Genomic DNA, 20,601 nt, shown 5'->3' on the forward strand with positions numbered 1-20,601 from the left:
CTTAAAATTTTAAATCATGAAAAAAGTCATTTTCAAAATAACACTTTTTACTTTATTATTAAGTTTTAGTAGTGGTTTCAGCCAAAACTTACCCTTATCAAAAGAAGCAAAAATAAGCGTCATTACCTGTGGCCTTGGCAACGAAAGCTATTCCTTTTTTGGTCATACTGCTGTTCGCGTAGCTGATCCGGTAAATACTATTGATGTGGTTTATAATTATGGCAATTTTGATTTCAGGACTCCTAATTTCGTGGCAAAATTTGCAAAAGGGGACCTACAATATTTTGTAAGTGCACGCCCGTTTCCTGAATTCCTAAGTGATTATACTTCTGAGGGAAGAAGTGTTTATGAGCAGGAATTGCTTATTTCTCCTGAATTGAAACAAACTCTTTTTGATAAATTAAACGCCACACTGTTTTCAGACGATCGTTATTATACTTATAAATTTATTGATAAGAACTGTACATCGATGGTAGTGGACATCATTAATGCCACCTTAGGCCAGGATGCAGTGGTAAAAAAGGGAGACAGGGACATCACTTACAGATCTATTTTATACCCTTATTTTGACGGGCATTTTTATGAGAAATTAGGAACCAGTATTATCTTCGGGACAAAAGTAGATCAATTGGGGACGAAAATATTCCTGCCTTTCGAGCTCAAGAGCAGTTTGGAAAAAACTACCTTCCAAAACCATCCTTTGGTAAGCAAAAGCAAAACTCTTTTAAGTTTCGAAAAAGAAACGCCATCCTCCTGGTGGAATAATGTGTATACGTATCTTTTTATACTGGGTTTTGTTGTTTTGGCACACAATAAAGCAGTAGACAAAATTTATCTTTTGATTTTGTCCTTAATCGGGATCTTTTTTGTTATTGTTGGCTTCTATTCCTTTCACCTGGAACTGGCTATGAATTACAATACCCTTTTATTTAGTCCTTTACTGCTGATTTTAATATTTCTTTCGATTGCAAAAAATAAAAGATGGACGTACCGCTTTTCTGTTTTACATCTGATATTCCTGGTAGTTTATGCCATTTTTATGATCAATAAAGCACACTTTTTTATTGTCCTGCCTATGATAATTACTAGTGGTTTTGTACTCGTCAGAGTCGCGATCCGAAACAAAAAACGTATTCCGATCATTATCTAAATTATTGTCCGCGGTAGAATACAATTGTTGTGATGGTTTTAAAAGTAATACTGACGTCCAGAAAAATACTTCTGTGCTTGATGTAATACAAATCATACTGCAATTTTATCAGACTCTCTTCGATAGATTCGCCATACGAATAATTGACCTGTGCCCAGCCTGTAAGGCCCGGTTTTATAACATGCCTTGTCTCATAAAAAGGCATTCGCTGTGCAATTTCGGCAACAAAAAAAGGACGCTCGGGTCTTGGCCCGATTACAGCCATATCGCCAATAATAATATTGAAGAATTGTGGCAATTCGTCTATTCTGGATTTGCGCATAAATTTTCCAAATGGCGTAACCCGTTTATCATTTGAAGTTGCAAAAACAACTCCGCCAGATTCTGAATTTTCGACCATTGTCCTAAACTTATAAATTTTAAAAACAACCCCGTTTTTACCTACCCTTTCCTGTGTATAAAACAGACTTCCTTTATTGCCAATACTATTTCCAATAAAAATAAAAGGAATAAAGACAAAGCAAATCAGTAAGCCTATGACTGAAAACAGCAGTTCCAGAAAGCGAACTAAAAACAGGTATAATTTATTGTTATTACTTCGGCTGAAGGGGAAAAAGCGATAAAAATCGCGTGAGATATAGTGTACCGGAATACGTTGTGTTTTGCTTTCGTAAACCTGCGTATATTCTCTAATTACGTTTCCGGACTCTAATAAATGTAGTATGGTCTGATACAAATCTGCAGTGATCCCATCAGTGTTCTGGGAAGCAATGACAATTTCAGCTATGTTGTTGCCTGAAACAAATTCTTCTAAATCTTCCTTTTTAATTTCTTTGACATAACAAAAACCGGACTCTTCGCCGGAAACAGCATCAGAGTTAACAAAACCTGCGATTTTGTAATGGGGATCAACATTTTCAAGTCCCAAAACCAATTCTTCAACCTGATTTTTGTCACATATTAAAACAACATTCTGGATAAATCGGTGTGAAGCCAGAAAATAGACATACAAGTATCGCCAGATTAACAGGGAAGAAAGAACAGCAAAATAAAAGATAACTATTGCGATTCTGTTTTTGGGTAATTCAGGAGATAAAACAGGAGTCAGTAAATAAACAATTACCGTTGTGCTTACTGTGAAGATGGTGCTTCTGAGAATTTGAAACTGATTGCTGGCCACCTGTAAATTATACATTTCGAAAATAGATCCAAACATGTATATGTAAAAGATCAATACAATCTCCCAGTAATAATTGGCACTTGAGAATGCAAAATATTTAAAATCAGTAGTTACACTCAGTAAAAAAAGTGTACCTAAGACAAATACAGCATCTAAAATATGAAGCAGTACTTTCCGTTCCGATATCTCGAAATGAATTTTTTTATTTAAAAACATCTATTCTACGGTTTAATTTGGGGTAATTAACTCGAAGCAAATGTATTATAAAAAAAAGGATTTAATCGCCTGAATTCTGAGGTTTTTCCGGAATGTTAATCTGGATAGAAAGAAGTGCCAAAGCATAAACAAATGCCGGAGCAGCCATTCGCATAGCCGCATGATTGATTGTTAACAGCCAGAAAGCTAAAAAAGAGAGAGCAAATATATTTTGACGGTTATTTACAAACAATAACAAGGGAGTAAACAACAAAATCATCAGATCAATTAAGCCCAAACTGCCATGTTCGGCGACCATCCTTGTAATTTCATTGTGAGATGCTGCTTCAATTCCCGTTTCTTCTTTTCTAATCTCTTTATTCCTTCCTACGCCCACCCCAAAAACAGGGTTTTCCACAAACATTTGAAGTTCTGAAGCAATAAGGGTTTCCCGGCCTGATAATTTACTTTTTTTAACTCTTCCCAAAGCATCCTGATTGGAGTATCTTTTATTGATCAGTCCGCTGGTTTGAAATGAAGAATAACCCCAAACCCCTACTCCTGCCAAAAATGTCATTAACATGATCAGTCCAATTTTTGACTTAGCTACCGCATTTCCCTGATAGTACAATATCATTAAAAGCAAGATAATCATCACGACACCTGTCATTACCCCTCCTCTGGAAAAAGTAACAATTCCCCTAAAAGCAAAAACCATCACAAGGATAGCATTCAACGCGATCAGAAATTTGCTTTTTGAATTTAATAATAATTGTACAAAAAAGACAAAAATTCCCAATCCCAAAATTGTAGATACCTGATTGGGTCCAAACCCGCCTGAAGTGGCGAAATTAGATTCTGTACTTGTAACAACGTCCCTCACACTTGGGGAATACAAAAAAAGATAAACCGCAATAGAAATTAAGGGAAAACACAAAGCAGCTATGACTGTCTTCAATCTGTCAAAAGTTATTTTCCTCTCATAACAATAAATGGCAGAGATACCCAGACAGACCGGTCCGGAAATATTAAAAGCAATTGCCTTCCTGATATCAGTATCAAAGTTTAAAGAAAAAACAGATATTATAATTCCCGGAATAAGAAGTATAAAAAAGATCCAGTAAATTAATGCCTTCCTGGAAAAACCAGAGTAAACAATGCCGGTAAACATGAATATCATTACGGCATATTTACCGAATTCATTTAAAATCACTCCATTTGTCATCCTTAAAAGTACCTCTGCTCCTACTACATAAGCCGACATAATCAGAACTTCATTATTCCTGTTCCTGTTTTTAATAATGTAGAAAATTCCAAAAACAAAAATAGAGAGGGTGTAAATTTTTGTAATAAAAGGCAAAATAAAAACCAACACTCCTATAAAGGCATGAAATGCAATTAAATGAACATAAGATAATGAGGTTTTTTTCATGAATTATTTTTTATAAGCCTGTATAAGCTTTTCAACTATCGTTTCTTGTGAATATTCCTTAACCAGTGTTTCATGTAAATTGCTGGCTAAAACTTTTCTAAGCGCTTCACTTCCTGTTACTTTTTCCAACTGTTGGTTTATTTCAGCATCTCTTAAAGGATGAAATAACAATCCATTAAATTCATCCTGAATAAGCTCAGCGCAATACCCTGCATTAGTAGAAACGACTGCCAGTTTAGCGGCAGCATATTCAAGTAATGTTACAGGGAATCCTTCCTGAGTGGATGCCAAAACACCTACTGACGCTTGCGAGAGAATATATTTTATATCACTTTTTTCTCCGCACAAATGTATATGATTTTCTAATGCATTAGATTTTATAAAGTCTTTTAATTCCTGCGAATACGGATCAGAATAATCTTTTCCAATCAAATGCAGGGTCCAGCCGGCTTCCTTTAATTTCAGTTCCCTGAAAGCGTTCAGGACAAAAATATGGTTTTTTGGCTTTTTTAAATTTGCCAAAAAAACAATTCGTTTTCCATTTTCACCTTTCAGCTGTGTAATTTCCGGGTTTTCATTTCGTTCTAAAATAAAATTAGGAACAAAAATTACGTTTTTACAATTCATGTTCTTTCTGCTCCATTCCTGCAATTGCAGGTTAACCACAAAAATAGAATGAAAAAAGAGTGAGGAAAAAATTAAAATCCGGTTTTGTTTTTTTGATTCCTTTGCACGGCTTCCGTAATGATCGTGCCATACTATTTTGATTCCCGGCATCGTAAACTTCACTAAAACGGCTGTAAAAAAAGAAGAACTGTGCGCATGAACGGTATCGATTTTGTTCTTTTTCAGGTATTTTCTCAATCTGAAAATAGCTTTAAAATCGATTTTATTTTCCTTTTTTAAAAAGAGATACGAAACTTTTTTATTTATAAGATTTATTAATTGCCCTTCTTTCCGGGTCGCCACTAATCCGGAGAATTCAATTTTATCCGCGAGAATATTGGCATAGTTAACTGCCATACGTTCCGCACCGCCAGCTTCGAGTGAATCTATAATCTGAACAATCCTCATTTATTTCTTTTTCAGTAAAATATTGATATTTCCTGCCATTAATTCTTCATCCGTAAAATTATTAAAATCGCCATGGATTTTTAATTTGCTAAATTTCTTAAAACTTTCAGATTCCGTATTGATGGTACTGTGTTCAAAAAAGGTTATTTCAAACTCGTTTTGAAAAAGCGCTAAATACTGCGGAAGCCTCAGTCTGTTGTGGTAATCGAATTTAGTTTGTATCTGATTCCATTCTGCTTCACTGTATTTCAGGAAATCCTGCAATGACAACGAAGAATCCTGATAAGCCCTGTGATCACTGGGAGAAATCAAGTGTAATATATGACTGCCTGATTTTAAACTGGCGAGCATAAACTGATGCATTTTGGTTATTTCACCGGGAGGCACATGTTCCAGAACAAATCTTGACACGATCAAATCTACATCTTTAAGATCCCCGTTACAAATATCGGTTTTAGGATAATAAAAAATGTTTTTAAGAAGGGGATATTTACTTTTGCTTTCGGTTTCTACAGTATACTTTGAGCTATAATAGCTGTTCAGTTTCTTCACTTCTTTTTTGCTATAGTGCTCGTTTATATCATATGTATCGACCTGTCTGGCTTTTCCATCCAAAATTAACTGATACGGAAAAATTGGCACCCAGCCCGAGCCTAGTTCGGCAACTTTTTTACCTTCAATACTAACATTATTATCACGCAAAATTCTTACTATGGTTTGGTAACTATCGTTTGTAGAACGAATTTTATCTTCCAGCGTTAATTTACCTCCGATATTTTGCAAAAAATGATATACGCCATATCCAAGGCGATCAGGCAACACGGAAAGAACTTTAAATATCTTCGTTTTTAAGCTATGCTTCATGATGTAGTATTTTGTTTATTTCTTTTTCAAAGACTTCTAAAGTATATTCCCGTGACCAAACGAGGGCTTTTTGACTTTTTAGAGTATAATCCGATTCGTCTTTAAGTGCTTTTTCAAGTTTAAGAACATCCTGCTCTATTTTCATTTCCAACAGCAGGCCGCGTTCTTCATCCGCAAGCATAAAAGGAACACAGGAGACTTTGGTTGCAATAGGCAGACAACCCCAGAACATTCCTTCGGCAATTGCTTTGGGCCAGCCTTCACTTTTAGAGGGCAGCACCACAAAATGGCTTTTTTGAAGGGCCTGTTTTATCGTATCCTGATTTTGATTTCCATATAAAAAGACAGTGTTTTCCAATTGCTTATTTTTAATGTATGCTTCTAAACTATCTCGTTGAATGCCATCGCCGTATACGTTTAAAACTACATCAAATCCTTTTATCGCTAATTGTTCTGCCAATTTTATTGCATACAAAGGATTTTTACCTTCCACCAGACTTCCGACGAAAGCAAATTTTATTCCTGCATTAAAAGGTTCTTTCTGAACCACAGTTTTCTCTGATTCTAAATACGTGGCCGTAAAAAAAGGTACTATGTTTTTGGTTTTATTTTTCCAGTCGCCATACACCAAAACCTTCATGTTTCGGGTCAAAAAAACATTGCTTACAATATACTTTTGCAATTTGTAAGTCCAGGGCTGTTTGCTTTGCGGATCCCAATTGCCGGCATATTTTGCTGTTTTTTCCTTGTGTGGAAATAAAACCTGAACGATACAGCCAATCAGCCCCATATTTCCGGGACATCGCAAATGAATGTGATCGGCTTTTTTCATCGCCCAAAAAACCCTCCAGAAAATAACGGGCAATTTAAATATGGCTTTTATTATCTCTTTAAAATTAGTAAGGCTAAAATCGGGAACTTCTTTAAAGTCGATTTTATCATGTTCGTACGGCAAGTCGATCAAGGTTGGACTTTTAGGGCCTAGCGGTGCGACCAGAATCAATTCATCAATATTTTTTAGCCAAACGTTCATTTCTCTCACGTAAGGCGCATAACCAAAATACTGGTTATCCTTCCAAGTATGGCTTACATGTGTGATTACAGCAAATTTCATTGGTTTTGGCACTAAAGCGTATTTTTTGTAATGTTCAATATTCTCCTGATATAATTTTTTGGGTGTAAGTAGTTTTCACTCCATTTTAAATTATTTTCTCCTACTTCCAGATATCTTTTACCTTCCAGTAAGTATTCGATTTTTTCCGGTAATTCTAAATAGGAACTGCGATTTTGAAGCTTTTCAAAGTTAGTATGTTCTTTAAAATCTTCTACAACTGTACGAAGAGGAGTGGTCACAACTGCTTTTCCAAATAGCAGATACTCTCCTATTTTCCATCCCGGAGTATCTTTCAAGCCGTCATCTGCTATCCCAATATCTCCGTTTCTTAAGGATTTAAAATATTCTTTTTTAGAGGTATGTTTTATATCTAATAGCAGTTCCGGGGCAATTTTCTTTGATAATTCATCGGGAAATAAACCCACTGAAACATTTTTGAAATTCTTTTTTATAATCCTGCAGGCTTCAATACGAAATTCGTTCTGGCTCGCCCTTCTTATTTTTTCATCCAGGTCAGCATTATTATCCGGATTCCATAGTCTCGAATGAAAAATGATTTTTCCGTTATGGTCATCAGTCTTTTTTGGAAAATCCCTTACGTCCATTGCATTATGCGACAAATTGGTAACCAGATTAAAGTAATCCATGGCACGGACAATTTCTGTGCGGTTTGTTTTATTTACCAGGTCTTTAAAATTCAACTTCATTAAAAGTTTTACCGCTTTATACGAGAAGTTCACCTGAAGATTCAACGGATGCACATTTCCTTTATAATCCTGAAACAGCAATGATCTCTTAAAATAAAAATCATATTTTTCCGGATTATCAAGGAATACACTATTATCTGAATAATCTAAAAAAATCATCTGATTGTTGTTGTGCAGTATAGCGCCGCCCGTAGCAATTTTTGTATTAAAAGAAACATCAAAAACCTCATTGTTTTCTTCACAATAGTGCAGTAATGAATACAGTATCATGTTGTGATGAGAAGTCCAGTAGGGTAATTCCAGTTTCATTAGAAGCTAATTAATATTATAGGTAAACCTTTGTGCAAGTCCTGCCCTGCACTCGTATTTTATCTTTTCCTGCCTGTCCTAAACATTTTATTGATCAGGTAAAGACTTAAAAAAATCCATATTCTGACGCGCTATACTCTCCAATCCATATTTTGCAAGAACGGATTGCCTTCCTGCCTGACCTATTGCTTTTGCCTTCTCTTTATTGGAAAAAATCCAGCTGATTTTTTCGGCAATATCTTCAGGGCTATACGGGTCGCATAATAATCCCGTTTTATAATTCTCTATCGTTTCCGGGCCCGGGCCTAATTGGGTAAAGATAACTGCTTTTTCCATTGCCATAGCTTCCGGTGCTACCAAACCCTGCGTTTCCATATGCGATGGAAATACACATACCGAAGCATTTGCATATACCTCAGGAATATCAGTAAAAGGTATCGCGCCATGAAAATAAATGTCTTTTGGTATCGCATCTCCTAAAAGAGGCAGCTCTTTTTCTTTAAGCATTTCCACATAGGAACTTCCATCCGGAAAAAACCAATCCCTGCCATAAATGTCTAATGTCGCGTCAGGAAAAGCTTTTTTTACGAAAGAAAAGCTTTGTATTAACTGGCGGACTCCTTTCTTTTCGCAGACTGTACCCACAAAAACAATTCTGGTTTCGGGCACTTCTGTTTTAATGGGTTGAAATAATTCCGTATTTATGGGATTATTGATATAAGCTAATGGTTTATTGTGATAGCTTAAATATTTTTCGGTATGCTTTTTTACGAACTGTGAAACGGCAATAAAAGCATCACTTTTACCGAAAGACCTTTTTTCCTGAAATCCTTTCCATTTATTGATTTTCCTGTTTTCACCTTCAGCGAAGAAATGATGTCCTCCATGAAGCCGGATGATGTATTTAATCCCTTTTATCTTTTTTATAAACGCAAGACCCAGTTCGGAAGCTTCAACAATAGCGATGGGATTTTCTTTATGAATTTCCTTTATCTTTTTATTAATGGCTTTAAAATTAAAATACCAGGAAATTATTTTTACGCTGCTTCTTTTCAGACGATAGATATGAACTCCGTCTGTAGTTTCCTCTTCATTATTTGAGGTATAGTTCAGGCCAACCACAGAAACTCTGATTCCATTTTTAATCAGGGCTACCGCTAAAGTTTTCACAAAACTTCCTATTCCGCCATGTGGAAATCCTTCTTTTGGATATTCGTTTGTCAAGAAGCAAATATGCATTTTAATGGGCTTTAAGGATTTGCTTTATTTTTGTCGAGGCATTTTGATACTCTTCCAGCACAATATTCTTCCATTCGATCATAGCCGGACTGCAATTCTTTTGCAACGTTACCTTTTCTACAATTTCCTGTTTATTGTTCAGCCAGATAACAGCGCTTTTATCAGGCATACTTTTAAAATGCTGAAATTGATAAATCGTGTTTACCGACCAGTCTTTCACCTTTTTCTGCTGCTGATCATAATTGATAAACACGCAGGGTTTATTAAACATGGCAAAATCAAAAGCCATTGTCGATCCGACATTTACAACGATATCCGAGTAAAAAGCAGTACTTATCAGCAATTTCACATCTTCAATTGAAGGGTACACTGTGTTCCATTCGTTTGCCGTATTAAAATACCACAAGGGCGCGGCTTCTTTTATAAGATCTTTATATTTTTTTACCACAGCATCATATCTGCCCGAAAAATCGACCGGACATCTTCTAAACAAAATCTGGTATTCATCCTGCAGACTGGCTTTTGTAAGCTCTTCTGCAATATCGTTCAGGTAAGCCGGATCATCGGGAGAGGTTTTGGTATCATCTCCGGAGAAACAAATGATTTTTTTATTTGGATCCAGGTTGTATCTTTTGTAGAACTTTTCTTTATCGATTCTGTTTTTTTCATCTGCATAAAACTCAAACTGAGGCGTTCCGGTAACCGCAATGCTCTTTACCGGAATTTCGGGATAATACAATTGTAATTCCTGTTTCATATAATCCGACCAGACCAGATAATGATCAGCCCTTAGGGCCATTCGTGCTTTAGGCAAATTATCCCAGGAATAAATTACCGCTGCCGTTTTAATTCCTAAGTCTGCTGCGGCTGCAAAAATACCGGCTACTTTTAAAGCCCGCTGATGGGAGCAGAAAACAACACTGGGCTGCACTTTCTTTAAAATTTCTTTGACCTCATCATAAAAAACATTCTGACGAATTGCTTTCTGATAGTGTTTTTCTAATTTCAGAATACCCGAATATTTCTTAAAAAACGAGGCTGCTGCTTCAATCAGCTTATAAAAAACCTTTTTCGAAAATGTATTTTGCTTCCAGTTCCAATTGGTCAGCAGGGAGGTGTTTTTTACTTTTTGTGTGTTGTGATACAACCTGCAAAGACAAATCAATTCTCTTAAAAATTTCTCTCTGGCGGATTCTTTATAAGCAGGAATAGTGATTTCGTCATCAAGGATAACATTGTCTTTAATGGCACTTACCGTTTCGGGATCAAAATTATGGAACAATACCAAATCCTCCTGCATGTCTTTAAAAACATTAGCATACAGGTAATTTCTAATTCCGACTCCATCTGGAAAGAGCAATAAAATTTTATCTTTCTCCATTCAAAAATTTACTAAAAAACAATACTAATTCGATCATTGACTTACAATTCCTAAAAACCGGGCCAGTTTATTTTTTGACAAAAAAGTCATTTATAATTCTCGCCGTAAAAAGCTTTGCTCCGGTATCGTTCATATGCCCGCAGGATGAGAAATATTTATCTTCAACTACCGCATTTTCATAGTTAAGAATTTCAGGATAAGCTTTTTTTACTTTATCAAAATAGTTCATTCCTTTCACATTCTCACACATTGGTGTCATTACCGCTATAAAATTAATATTATTGGCTTTGCAGAGCCCCTTAATTTCTTCGTAGTATTTGTTATGCGGAAGCGGATTCAGGTTTACAATGTCATTTTTCATATTTGCGCCTTTCGTTTTGAAAAGCGGGTAATATCCTAAATTATCGAGCATGGAAGTCTTTTTATGAATTACCGTAAAAAAAGCTTCTCTAAACCCGATTTTCCCATCGTACTTTATATATCTGTAAAACGGAATATAATACAACTCGTAGAAATCCTTTTCGTTTTCAAAATGTTTCTTTATCGTTTCGGAATTGTGGATGTACGGCAAAAACAAAGCTGCGATTCCTTCGGCTTTTTTTTCACCCGAAAGATTTAAATCGGCTTCCAGAATTACATTCTTAATAACGTATTTCCTTTCGATCATTAATTTCAGCATCAGTGAAGCCTCAAACAAATGGCCGCCGCTCATTCCGTAATTAAAAGCTTTCAACCCCTTATCTTCGAACATTTGTGCTACAAAATGGTTATTGGCACGAGAGGAGCCCAGAATTACCACATCGTATTTTTTAGCTTCTGAATTGAAAACCGTCTCCACTTTACCACGGTTTCGGGATTGCATAAAAACGGCTGTATACAAACCGTCCAGTACAACGGCTACCAAAGCGGTTATCACTATAATTTTGACCGTATAAATTAAAAACTTCTTCATTAAAACTGAAAATATATAAATTCTTTATAATCTGAATAGGTTCCAAGCGCCAGTATTGCTGCTATGGCCAATGCCATTTTCAGCAGGCTTCTTTTGCCCGAAAGCGGTTCAATTTTATTTCTGTTGTTCCATTCCACCAAAACAAACAGACCAATCATTAGCAGCAGTTCATAACTGTAACGTTCATTGTCTAAATATTGAAAACTAAAATCCCTGTTGGTAATGATACGTTTTAAATACAGGACAGCATCTGTTATCGATTTAGCTCTAAAAAAGACCCAGGCTATGCAGGTCAGAAAAAAAGTATAGAAAATACTGAGCAGCACTTTTGCCGAATCGAAATTAAATTTCAGCTGAATCGCATCCATATTGTTTCGGTTGCTGTTGGATAAAAGCAGGGGAAGGAAATAAACGGCGTTTATAAATCCCCAGACTACATACGTCCAGTTGGCTCCGTGCCAGAATCCGCTGACCACAAAAATGATAAACGTATTTCTGATCTTCATCCAAAGGCCACCTTTGCTTCCTCCTAACGGAATGTAGAGATAATCCCGAAACCAGGAGGATAACGAAATATGCCAACGACGCCAGAACTCGGCAATATCCCTTGAAAAATAGGGATAATTGAAATTTCGCAACAGGTCTAAACCAAACAGTTTTGAAACGCCTAATGCAATATCTGAATACCCTGAAAAATCTCCGTAAATCTGAAAGGCAAAATAGATGGCTCCCAAAATAAGAGAGAACGAATTCATGGAAGTGTAATGATCAAAAATAGCATTGGCGTAGATCGCGCAGGTATCTGCAATAACCACTTTCTTGACCAATCCCCAGATGATTTGGTAAATTCCTTCTTTTGCCACCTGAAAATCAAACTCCCGTTTTACTTTTACCTGCGGCAATAAGTGTGTGGCTCTTTCGATCGGGCCTGCCACCAGAAGAGGAAAATAGCTGACAAAGAGCGAATAATCTACAAAATTGTATTCGGCTTTTATTCGCTTGTAATAAATATCAATCACATACGATAATCCGTGAAACGTATAAAATGAAATTCCAACCGGAAGGATAACGTTCAAGAGAATCGGGCTTGCCTGAATTCCCACAGAGCCTAATAATTCTGAAAAAGAAGCGGCAAAAAAGTTATAATATTTAAAAATTCCCAAAAATCCCAAATTGACTATAATGCTAAGCCAGAACCAAAATTTCCGGCTTTTTTCAGACTTTCCTTTTTCGATCTGAATACCGGTATAGTAGTCCAGAAAAGTAGAAAAAACCAATAGAAATAGAAATCTCCAGTCCCAGCAGGAATAGAAGTAATAGCTTGCAATAATCAGTAAGGCATTTTGTGTGCTTTTGGTTTTATTGAAAACAAACCAATAGAGGAAAAAAACGACTGGTAAGAAAACAGCAAACGCTAAGGAGTTAAAAAACATAAATTAAATTAATTAGTAAAGTACAACGGCAATCTGTTTATTGCCACAATCGGATTATTACTTAAGCCATTTGGCAATGAAATCATGAATCGGGCTATAAAAATCCCCTACATTTTCTTCCACTTTTTCCGGGGGCCAGTTCCACCATTGTATTTTTTTCATTTTATCGATCGTATCGAGATCGTATTTCATTTTTACAATTGCTGCCGGAATACCTCCGACAACGGCATAATCCGGAACATCTTTTGTGACCACTGAACCTGCCAAAATGGTAACACCATCTCCTATTTTTACGTTGGGCAAAATTATGGCATTCATTCCAATCCACACATCATTGCCGATGATCGTTTTACTTTCCCCTGTTTTTATATTTTTTCTAAAATCAGACTGTGTTTGGTTACCAATAGGCAAATCTTTATCGACCAAATGATTAAAATGAGGAAAGCTTGTCACCTCACTTAACCGGTGATGGCCTGAATCTAATATAAAATGAACATCGTTTGCTATTGAACAGTATTTTCCAATCTCTAATTGCGAATTTTGATGCCACTGCCAGACAAATGCACCATTATGATAGGATTTATATCCCAGTGACACATTCTTTGCCTGATGCAGGTAGGTTTTATGCTGACCTTTCAGAAAGTCAAAATATCCTTTTCCCAAAAATATCCATGCTATTTTTCGCAAAAAATGTCTCATTTTACTTTTCGTTTATTTTGTTCTTTTAAGTGAAAGGCACTACCCTAAAAGTATCGTTGCCTTCATTAAAAATCTTTAAACTGCTTTTGGTGATTCAGCTGCCAAATATCGTTTTTCTTTAGTGAATCCAAAAATAATTCGCTGCTATTTCCCTGTCCAAAATCATTGGTTGCCACCTGAACTTTGTGTGAGTCTATAACTTTAAGGGCTTCTTTTATGCTTTCGTGCGAATAATCGGTATTGATAATATCGGCATGAACGGCCCTGTTCTGCTGACGAGTTCCGATATTAATGATAGGGATGCCGTAATACGGCGCTTCGCGAATTCCGGCGCTGCTGTTACCTATTATAAACTGACTGTTTTTTAGCAAGGTCAGAAAATATTCAAACCGAAGGGATGGAAAAACCCTGAATCTGGTATTTTGTTTTAGTCTTTCATAAGAATCCAGAATGAACTGGCTTCCCAAATCATTGTTGGGAAAAATAACCAGATAATTATGGTTGTCCTGCAGTAAACAATCGACAAAGGCTGTTGTGTATTCCTGCATGGCCTGAAATTCGGTGGTCACAGGATGAAACATTACGATAGCAAATGCTTCAAACGGAACCTCATAATACTTTTTGGCCGTTTCCAAATCAGGAAGTTTATCCGAAAACATGATATCAATATCGGGTGAACCAATGGTAAAGACAGATTCTTTTATTTCGCCCATCTGAATCAGCCTTTTCGCCGCCTCTGTATTCGATACGAAATGAATGTGGCTTAATTTGCTAACACTGTGGCGGATTAATTCATCTACGGTACCTGAAACTTCTCCTCCTTCAATATGGGCTACCAGGATATTATTCAAAGATCCCACAATAGCACCTGCGAGTGTTTCTACACGATCACCATGTACGACAATCATATCGGGATTGATAGTTTTACAATAATGGGATAATCCTTCGATGGTTTTTGCCAAAGTCAGATCCATTGTGGTTTCATGCGTATGATTTTCGAAAGTAAATACGTTTTTAAAATGGCAACGCTCAATTTCTATCAATGTATAACCATAAATTTCCTGAAGATGCATTCCGGTTACAAATACAAAAACTTCAAAATCCGGTTGTTGTTCCAGAATTGAAATCAATGATTTTATTTTGCCAAAATCGGCACGTGTTCCGGTTAGGAAAAGAATTTTTTTCATTAATTGGATACTTTCTTTTTTAACTCTTTACGGATTTCAAATTTGGTTTTCGAAATCAGAAAATCATTTTTATATTATTGAAAATCAGAAAAATCTAATTGTTCATCGTTTTCTATATCTCTCGTGGCTGCTTTTCCAATTAGATCATTGAAATGTTCCGCCAGGATTTTACCGGTTCCCGGACGTTTTACCCAAATATTTTCTTTAGATAATTTTTCTCCTTTTTTAATGGATGCGATCGCGCAAACTGTTGCAAAGGCAAAATCAATGGTGACTTGTTCTTCTAATGCCGGTTTTTTTGTCCCGCCACGCATTAGGGCCATTTCGGCGCTTGCTACAATTAATTCCCCGCAGGCTTTTTCATCCATGCTGCAAACAATATCCGGACCTGTTCGCTGCATATGATCTGTAAAATGCCGCTCTAAGATACTGGCTCCAAGAGCAACTGCACCCAGACAGGCATTGTTATTTAAGGTATGATCACTCAATCCGAATACTTTATCCGGAAAAGCCTGGTGTAGTTCTGTCATGGCTCCAAACCGAACCAAATGTATTGGAGTTGGATACAGGTTTGTGGTGTGCAGTAAAGCAACAGGAATTTGATGCTTATCGAAAATCGCTACGGCTTTCTGAATACTTTCTATGGTATTCATACCGGTACTTAAAATGACAGGTTTGCCAAAAGAAGCGATATGCTCTAATAAAGGATAATTGTTACATTCCCCGGAACCAATTTTATAAGCAGGTATGTCAAACTTCTTTAATCTTTCTGCTGCTGCGCGTGAAAATGGTGTCGAGATGAAAATCATTCCTTTACTTTCCACATAATTTTTTAGTTCTAACTCGTCCGCTTCATTAAGGGAACAACGTTCCATGATTTCATAAATAGAAACATCTGCATTACCGGGAATTACTTTTTTTGCGGCGCCACTCATTTCGTCTTCTACAATGTGTGTCTGGTGTTTTACCACCTCAACGCCTGCTCTGTGTGCTGCATCAACCATTTCTTTGGCAACGACAAGAGAACCTTCGTGATTAATTCCTATTTCGGCAATAACTAAGGGTGGAAAATCGGGTCCGATTTTTCTACCGGCAATTTCTATAAATGGGTTCATAAAGGAGTGGTATTTTTATATTATAATTGTTTTTGAAACAGATACGCCGCGTAATCCAAATCTTCCGGGGTATCAATATCAACTTGTGCAAAAATATGATTTACTTCGAACGGAAAAGCATTTTCCGAAATAATAATATCATTCCTGATTAAGGATGATTTTGTGATGTATACTAATCCGTTTTCAAAGAAAAGCGGCTCTAAATCCTGGCTTCTCTGGCCAATAGCATAATTAAACGGGATAAATTTCCGGTCTGTGATTTTTCCGAATTTCTGATGGTTTCTCGTAACCGTAAATAAACTGTCGAAGTTTCCTTTTTGATAGGCTTCAAAAGTTTCCGCTATCAGATTCTTTGGCCGTAACGGATTGGTTGCCTGAAGTAAAATCACATTTTCAACATCATTACTTTCAATAGCTTCCAAAGCATGTCTCAAAGCAGAAACCGTAGGCTCTAAATCCCCTGAAATAGCGGCTGGCCTGTCAATTACTTTTGCTCCGAATTGCAGTGCTGTTTTTTTTATCTCTTCATTATCTGTCGAAACATACACCTCATCAATTATGGCGCTGTTTTGCTGCGCATATAAAATAGAATGTGCCAGCAAAGGCAACCCACCCAACATCTGGATATTTTTATCGGGAATTCTTTTAGAGCCTCCGCGAGCCGGTATAATAGCGATAGTTTTCATTATTTTTTCTATATTTATTAAACTGGATTTTCAGAAAGCGTCAGCGTTTTCTTCTTTCCTTTCACTTTCTCCAAAATTGGTTTTTCAAAGCAGATATAAACAACCGAAGAAAACACAATCAAGATAAAAAGCCTGAGAAAAAATACAATAGTCGGATCACTTAAATGCAAATATTTGTTAACACTGTAAGCGCTTATTAAAGAGTAAACGGGATGCTGCAAAATATAAATTCCAAAACTGATTTCACCCAAAAAAACAAATATTTTATTCCTGAATAACTTGGTTATTATTCCATCGTTTAGGGAGATAAAGAATATAATGGGAATAAAAAGTACACTTAGTAATCCATTATGAAAATTTAAACCCAGCGGAAATTTTAATGCCAAAACCAACAAAGCGATCAAAATCAAAATTACAAAATCGTAATTCCTTTTTTCCTCTTTGAAATTCCGGATAAAAAAAAGTCCGGCAAGGTTCCCGATAAGGAATTCATTGAGATGCATTAACGGATTATATTGCAAAATGTCTTTGATCGTTCCTAATTGATTTTCTTCATAGACAAAAAAGAAGAGCTGAAAAATTACCTGACTCAAAATCCAAAACAAAATGATCGATACAGCAGTTCGTTTTAACGGTATTTTTTTGAAAATTCTATTGAACACAAAAGGGAATATGGCATAAAATAATAATTCAACAGACAAGGACCAGCCCGGCGGATTAAGCGACAAAACCTTACCCGGAATCCATGCCTGAATCATGAAAACATTCAAAAACAGACCTGAAAAATCGATGTTTTTTTCTCTGAACTGCAGAAAAAGCATAATCAGGATAGCTAAAAAGTATACCGGATAGATTCTGGCCACCCTGTTTCGAAAGTAATCTCCTGCTGAAATAACCGTTTTATTCCCGTAGGCTATTATCATCACAAAGCCTGACAGAATAAAAAAGTAACTGACACAGACGTCAGCATGACGAAATATAAAAGCAATGCTGTCATTCCTGAAAGGAAAACTTTTTCCACCATAATGAAAAACAACAACCGAAACTGCTGCAAGAAATCTGGTAAATGTTAACTGCTCGATTCTCATAAATTCAATTTGATTGCTTGCTAAAACCTGGTTTTTGCCTGATTAATAATCTGATTCATTTGTATGTTCCAATTTTCCATAGCATATAATTCTTCTGAAAATACGGGAAGCTTGGTATTTCCTTCCAAAAATTCATCTATGGCAGTTTCCCATTCAGAAAGAAAATGAGGGTTTTCGATTAATTTTCCGAGTTTTCCATGCTGCAAAACTTCGGGAACACCTCCCATAGCTGATGCAATACAATAATTTCCACAATGTAAAGCTTCTATCAGGCTAAGGCCAAAACCTTCCTGACATAAAGTAGGAAAGAGATAACAGTCTGAGGCCTGGTAATATTTTGGAAGCTCATCATTTGGAATTTTGCCCAGAAAAACCACTCCTTCCATTTTTGGTCTCGGATCACAGCCAATGACTACTAACTGTATATTTTTTTCAAGTGAATATTTCTTTTGCCAGAGTTCTAACATTAAGTGCAGTCCTTTTTTTGGCCGGTCTTGTGAACACCAGACAAAAACTTTCTTATCTCCAAAACCTAATTGTTCTTTTAGTCTGATTTTTTCGGCTTCGGAAATTTTCTTAAATCTCTTGGTATCAATTCCGTTATTTAAAACCGAAAAATGATCCGGCAGTATTGCAACGCTTCTTTTATGAGCTTCATAACTATCATTTGTCAGTACAATCATTTCGTCAATGATTTCGTAAAAATCCTGCCATGCGCCTGGTTTTACGTATGGTGAAAAACCGTGGTAAAAAAACTGAATGTAGCATTGTTTTTCAATTCCCTTTAAAGTAAGGTGTTTTTTTAGTGCTTTTATCATTCCGTAATTATCGACAATCTGGATAATGTATTTTTGACCGGGAACCATTATCTTATCAAGAGCCTGAAAATATTCAGGATTTTTGCGTTTCAGAAACTTTCGTTGCAGTTTGTGCCAAAAGGTAAGTTTTGTAAAACTGTATTGTATTCCTTCAAATAATTTCCCGGGTTTCGGACAGACAATACAATCGATTTGGTGCTTGTTCTCCAAATAATTTTTATAAAGCGTCGTCCAGCTCCCGATTTTTGAAAATGGAAGAGGTGATTGAGAAATCAGGATTACTTTTACAGCATCATTCATATTTCTGAGTATATTTTATGACTTCCTCGTTAGAAAGGCCTTTCAGTTTAAGGCAATAATACCATATTTTTTTTTGAGTAATGATCCTTGCGAATACTTTATATTTTAATAAAAATGCGATTTTTGAGGACTTGACTTTCCTTAAAGTTATGGGTGCATTCGGGAAAAAATCGTTTGGTTGTATTTCTTCCAAAGTTTTCTGCATCCATTTTTCTTCTACATTTCCTAAATGGTAAGCAAAATTATCCTCGGTTGAAAGTCTCCACATTCCTTTTTTGACCACGGGAAGATCTAGCAATTGGGCTTCGCTGTCACCGCCAAGCATAAAATTGGAGTATTTGATATCCATATTTTCGAAAACTTCTTTTCTATAAGTAGCCAAAAAATGTCCTGCTCCAAGAACAGCTTTAAAATCGCCATTAGCAACCGTAAGATATTTTTCGAGGTGAATGTCACTGTACATATCTGGATTTCCAACGCTGATGGAAAATGCTTTTAAAGCCGTAGGATTTTTAACTTTTGTAAATTGAAGTGACTTTGAAAACAGAAGTTCAAACCAAATATTAAAGGTATAATTTTTTAGTGATTTTGAAGATGGGGTTGGACAAACTGCTCCTGTTTTTGGAAACTTCTCAAAAACGTGATAAGATTCTTTTTGCCAGTCTTTTAAAAAGAGTACATCACTGTCAGCAACTGTTACAAAGGTAAAATCATGTCCGGAGAGGCCTTTTAGGACGGCATTTAGTTTTCCTATATTCGTAGCATTTATTACCTCCTGTATTTTTCCGGTTTTTTGAAGACCGTTTAAATAGTCAGCCACATCAGTATTGCTGCCATTATTAACAACCGTAATGTATGTTTTTTGATGAACCGTTTTAAATAAAGATTCCAGGCAATAGTGCAAAATCTTAAAAGCATCTTTAAAATAACCTTCCTCATCCGGTATATAAATTGGAATTATAACCTGATGAAAAAAATCAGTGGCTTCTTTTATCTTGTCTTTATTTGGATTGTAACCAACTCGCATAGTATAGCTTTATTTTTAAGCACATTATCCCCACGTTATATTTTCCTTTATCTTCCTGGCCGGATTCCCGGCATATACGGCATTCGGATCTTCCAGGTTTTTAGCGACTACGGCATTGGCCGCAATTACTGAATTTGAAGGTATTCTGGAGCCTTTTAGTATTGATGCCCGGCATCCAATCCAGACATTATCTTCAATTACTATTTCTTTGGGATGATTCATGATATTTTTTTCTTCATCCCAGATTTTATGGTGATCGGAGTCCATGATCAGGATATCCCACGACAATAAACAATTATCACCAAATTCAATTCTTTTGGAACAAACAATCTCACTTTCGGCAGTGATTGTAAATTTATTTCCAAAAATTACTTTTGCATTTTTAGCAACGCTGACTTTTGAACCTTGCCCGAAGGCGGCATTTCCTTTAAAAACCAACTCACCAGATATTTGGAAAATTGATCTGGAAAATTTCTCATCAAAGATATCTCCTTTTCCATAACCTATTTTCACAAGACCGTAACGTAAAGGACATTCAAACCTGATGCTTCCTCCTTCCTTCAACTTAAAAATCGCGTTTTTGGAAATCAGAACCGGAAACTTAATGGCGTCTTTAAATGGAAAATATCTAAAATTAAAGCAAGTAGTTTT

Annotated in this window: 19 protein-coding genes; 1 reads left to right on the forward strand and 18 read right to left on the reverse strand. The window is 36.1% G+C overall.

Features of this window, described 5'->3' with window-relative positions; all coding sequences use genetic code 11:
• Positions 1 to 16: 16 nt before the first annotated feature.
• Positions 17 to 1,150, forward strand: a complete 1,134-nt coding sequence (locus LPB89_RS15125) for a DUF4105 domain-containing protein (protein ID WP_230702568.1) — start codon at positions 17 to 19, stop codon at positions 1,148 to 1,150.
• A 1-nt stretch (position 1,151) separates the two neighbouring features.
• Here LPB89_RS15125 and LPB89_RS15130 read toward each other — a convergent pair whose 3' ends face one another.
• From LPB89_RS15130 to LPB89_RS15215, 18 genes are all read right to left on the reverse strand, one after another.
• Positions 1,152 to 2,546, reverse strand: a complete 1,395-nt coding sequence (locus LPB89_RS15130; protein WP_230702569.1) for an exopolysaccharide biosynthesis polyprenyl glycosylphosphotransferase — start codon at positions 2,544 to 2,546, stop codon at positions 1,152 to 1,154.
• A gap of 61 nt (positions 2,547 to 2,607) precedes the next feature.
• Positions 2,608 to 3,957: an O-antigen ligase gene (locus LPB89_RS15135; RefSeq protein WP_230702570.1), complete on the reverse strand. Its 1,350-nt coding sequence runs from the start codon at positions 3,955 to 3,957 to the stop codon at positions 2,608 to 2,610.
• 3 nt (positions 3,958 to 3,960) lie between these two features.
• Entirely contained in the window at positions 3,961 to 5,031 is a 1,071-nt protein-coding gene (locus LPB89_RS15140; RefSeq protein WP_230702571.1) for a glycosyltransferase, read from the reverse strand.
• Positions 5,032 to 5,895, reverse strand: a complete 864-nt coding sequence (locus tag LPB89_RS15145; RefSeq protein WP_230702572.1) for a hypothetical protein — start codon at positions 5,893 to 5,895, stop codon at positions 5,032 to 5,034.
• A complete protein-coding gene (locus tag LPB89_RS15150; RefSeq protein ID WP_230702573.1) occupies positions 5,885 to 7,009 on the reverse strand; it encodes a glycosyltransferase family 4 protein in 1,125 nt (374 codons plus the stop codon). The genes LPB89_RS15145 and LPB89_RS15150 overlap by 11 nt, the downstream gene beginning before the upstream one ends.
• Positions 7,010 to 7,020: 11 nt before the next feature.
• The gene (locus LPB89_RS15155) at positions 7,021 to 8,025 is read right to left on the reverse strand and encodes a hypothetical protein (RefSeq protein WP_230702574.1); all 1,005 of its coding nucleotides are present in this window, start codon (positions 8,023 to 8,025) and stop codon (positions 7,021 to 7,023) included.
• An 87-nt stretch (positions 8,026 to 8,112) separates the two neighbouring features.
• Positions 8,113 to 9,249: a glycosyltransferase family 4 protein gene (locus LPB89_RS15160; protein WP_230702575.1), complete on the reverse strand. Its 1,137-nt coding sequence runs from the start codon at positions 9,247 to 9,249 to the stop codon at positions 8,113 to 8,115.
• Positions 9,250 to 9,265: 16 nt separating this feature from the next.
• Positions 9,266 to 10,645 (reverse strand): CDP-glycerol glycerophosphotransferase family protein, encoded by a 1,380-nt coding sequence (locus tag LPB89_RS15165; RefSeq protein WP_230702576.1) that lies wholly within the window; start codon positions 10,643 to 10,645, stop codon positions 9,266 to 9,268.
• Positions 10,646 to 10,712: 67 nt separating this feature from the next.
• Entirely contained in the window at positions 10,713 to 11,597 is an 885-nt protein-coding gene (locus LPB89_RS15170) for a hypothetical protein (protein ID WP_230702577.1), read from the reverse strand.
• Positions 11,597 to 13,030: an MBOAT family protein gene (locus LPB89_RS15175; protein ID WP_230702578.1), complete on the reverse strand. Its 1,434-nt coding sequence runs from the start codon at positions 13,028 to 13,030 to the stop codon at positions 11,597 to 11,599. Before LPB89_RS15175 ends, LPB89_RS15170 begins: the two co-directional genes overlap by 1 nt.
• 57 nt (positions 13,031 to 13,087) lie before the next feature.
• A complete protein-coding gene (locus tag LPB89_RS22010) occupies positions 13,088 to 13,729 on the reverse strand; it encodes a CatB-related O-acetyltransferase (protein ID WP_305070303.1) in 642 nt (213 codons plus the stop codon).
• Between the two features lie 65 nt (positions 13,730 to 13,794).
• Positions 13,795 to 14,916, reverse strand: coding sequence for a UDP-N-acetylglucosamine 2-epimerase (gene neuC / locus LPB89_RS15185; protein WP_230702579.1), 1,122 nt, complete (start codon positions 14,914 to 14,916; stop codon positions 13,795 to 13,797).
• 74 nt (positions 14,917 to 14,990) lie between these two features.
• Complete coding sequence (gene neuB / locus LPB89_RS15190; protein ID WP_230702580.1) at positions 14,991 to 16,031, reverse strand: N-acetylneuraminate synthase; 1,041 nt, start codon at positions 16,029 to 16,031, stop codon at positions 14,991 to 14,993.
• Positions 16,032 to 16,051: 20 nt separating this feature from the next.
• Positions 16,052 to 16,717 carry a cytidylyltransferase domain-containing protein gene (locus LPB89_RS15195; RefSeq protein WP_230702581.1) on the reverse strand — a complete coding sequence of 222 codons (666 nt, stop codon included), beginning with the start codon at positions 16,715 to 16,717 and terminating at the stop codon, positions 16,052 to 16,054.
• Positions 16,718 to 16,734: 17 nt separating this feature from the next.
• Positions 16,735 to 17,805, reverse strand: coding sequence for an acyltransferase (locus LPB89_RS15200; protein ID WP_230702582.1), 1,071 nt, complete (start codon positions 17,803 to 17,805; stop codon positions 16,735 to 16,737).
• A gap of 20 nt (positions 17,806 to 17,825) precedes the next feature.
• Positions 17,826 to 18,923 carry a glycosyltransferase family 4 protein gene (locus LPB89_RS15205; protein WP_230702583.1) on the reverse strand — a complete coding sequence of 366 codons (1,098 nt, stop codon included), beginning with the start codon at positions 18,921 to 18,923 and terminating at the stop codon, positions 17,826 to 17,828.
• Positions 18,916 to 19,950, reverse strand: coding sequence for a glycosyltransferase family A protein (locus LPB89_RS15210; protein WP_230702584.1), 1,035 nt, complete (start codon positions 19,948 to 19,950; stop codon positions 18,916 to 18,918). Before LPB89_RS15210 ends, LPB89_RS15205 begins: the two co-directional genes overlap by 8 nt.
• Positions 19,951 to 19,974: 24 nt before the next feature.
• On the reverse strand, positions 19,975 to 20,514 hold the full coding sequence (locus LPB89_RS15215) for an acyltransferase (RefSeq protein WP_230702585.1): 540 nt from the start codon (positions 20,512 to 20,514) through the stop codon (positions 19,975 to 19,977).
• Positions 20,515 to 20,601: the final 87 nt, after the last annotated feature.

It is taken from the genome of Flavobacterium sp. ENC (genome assembly GCF_020991415.1).
Taxonomy (GTDB): domain Bacteria; phylum Bacteroidota; class Bacteroidia; order Flavobacteriales; family Flavobacteriaceae; genus Flavobacterium.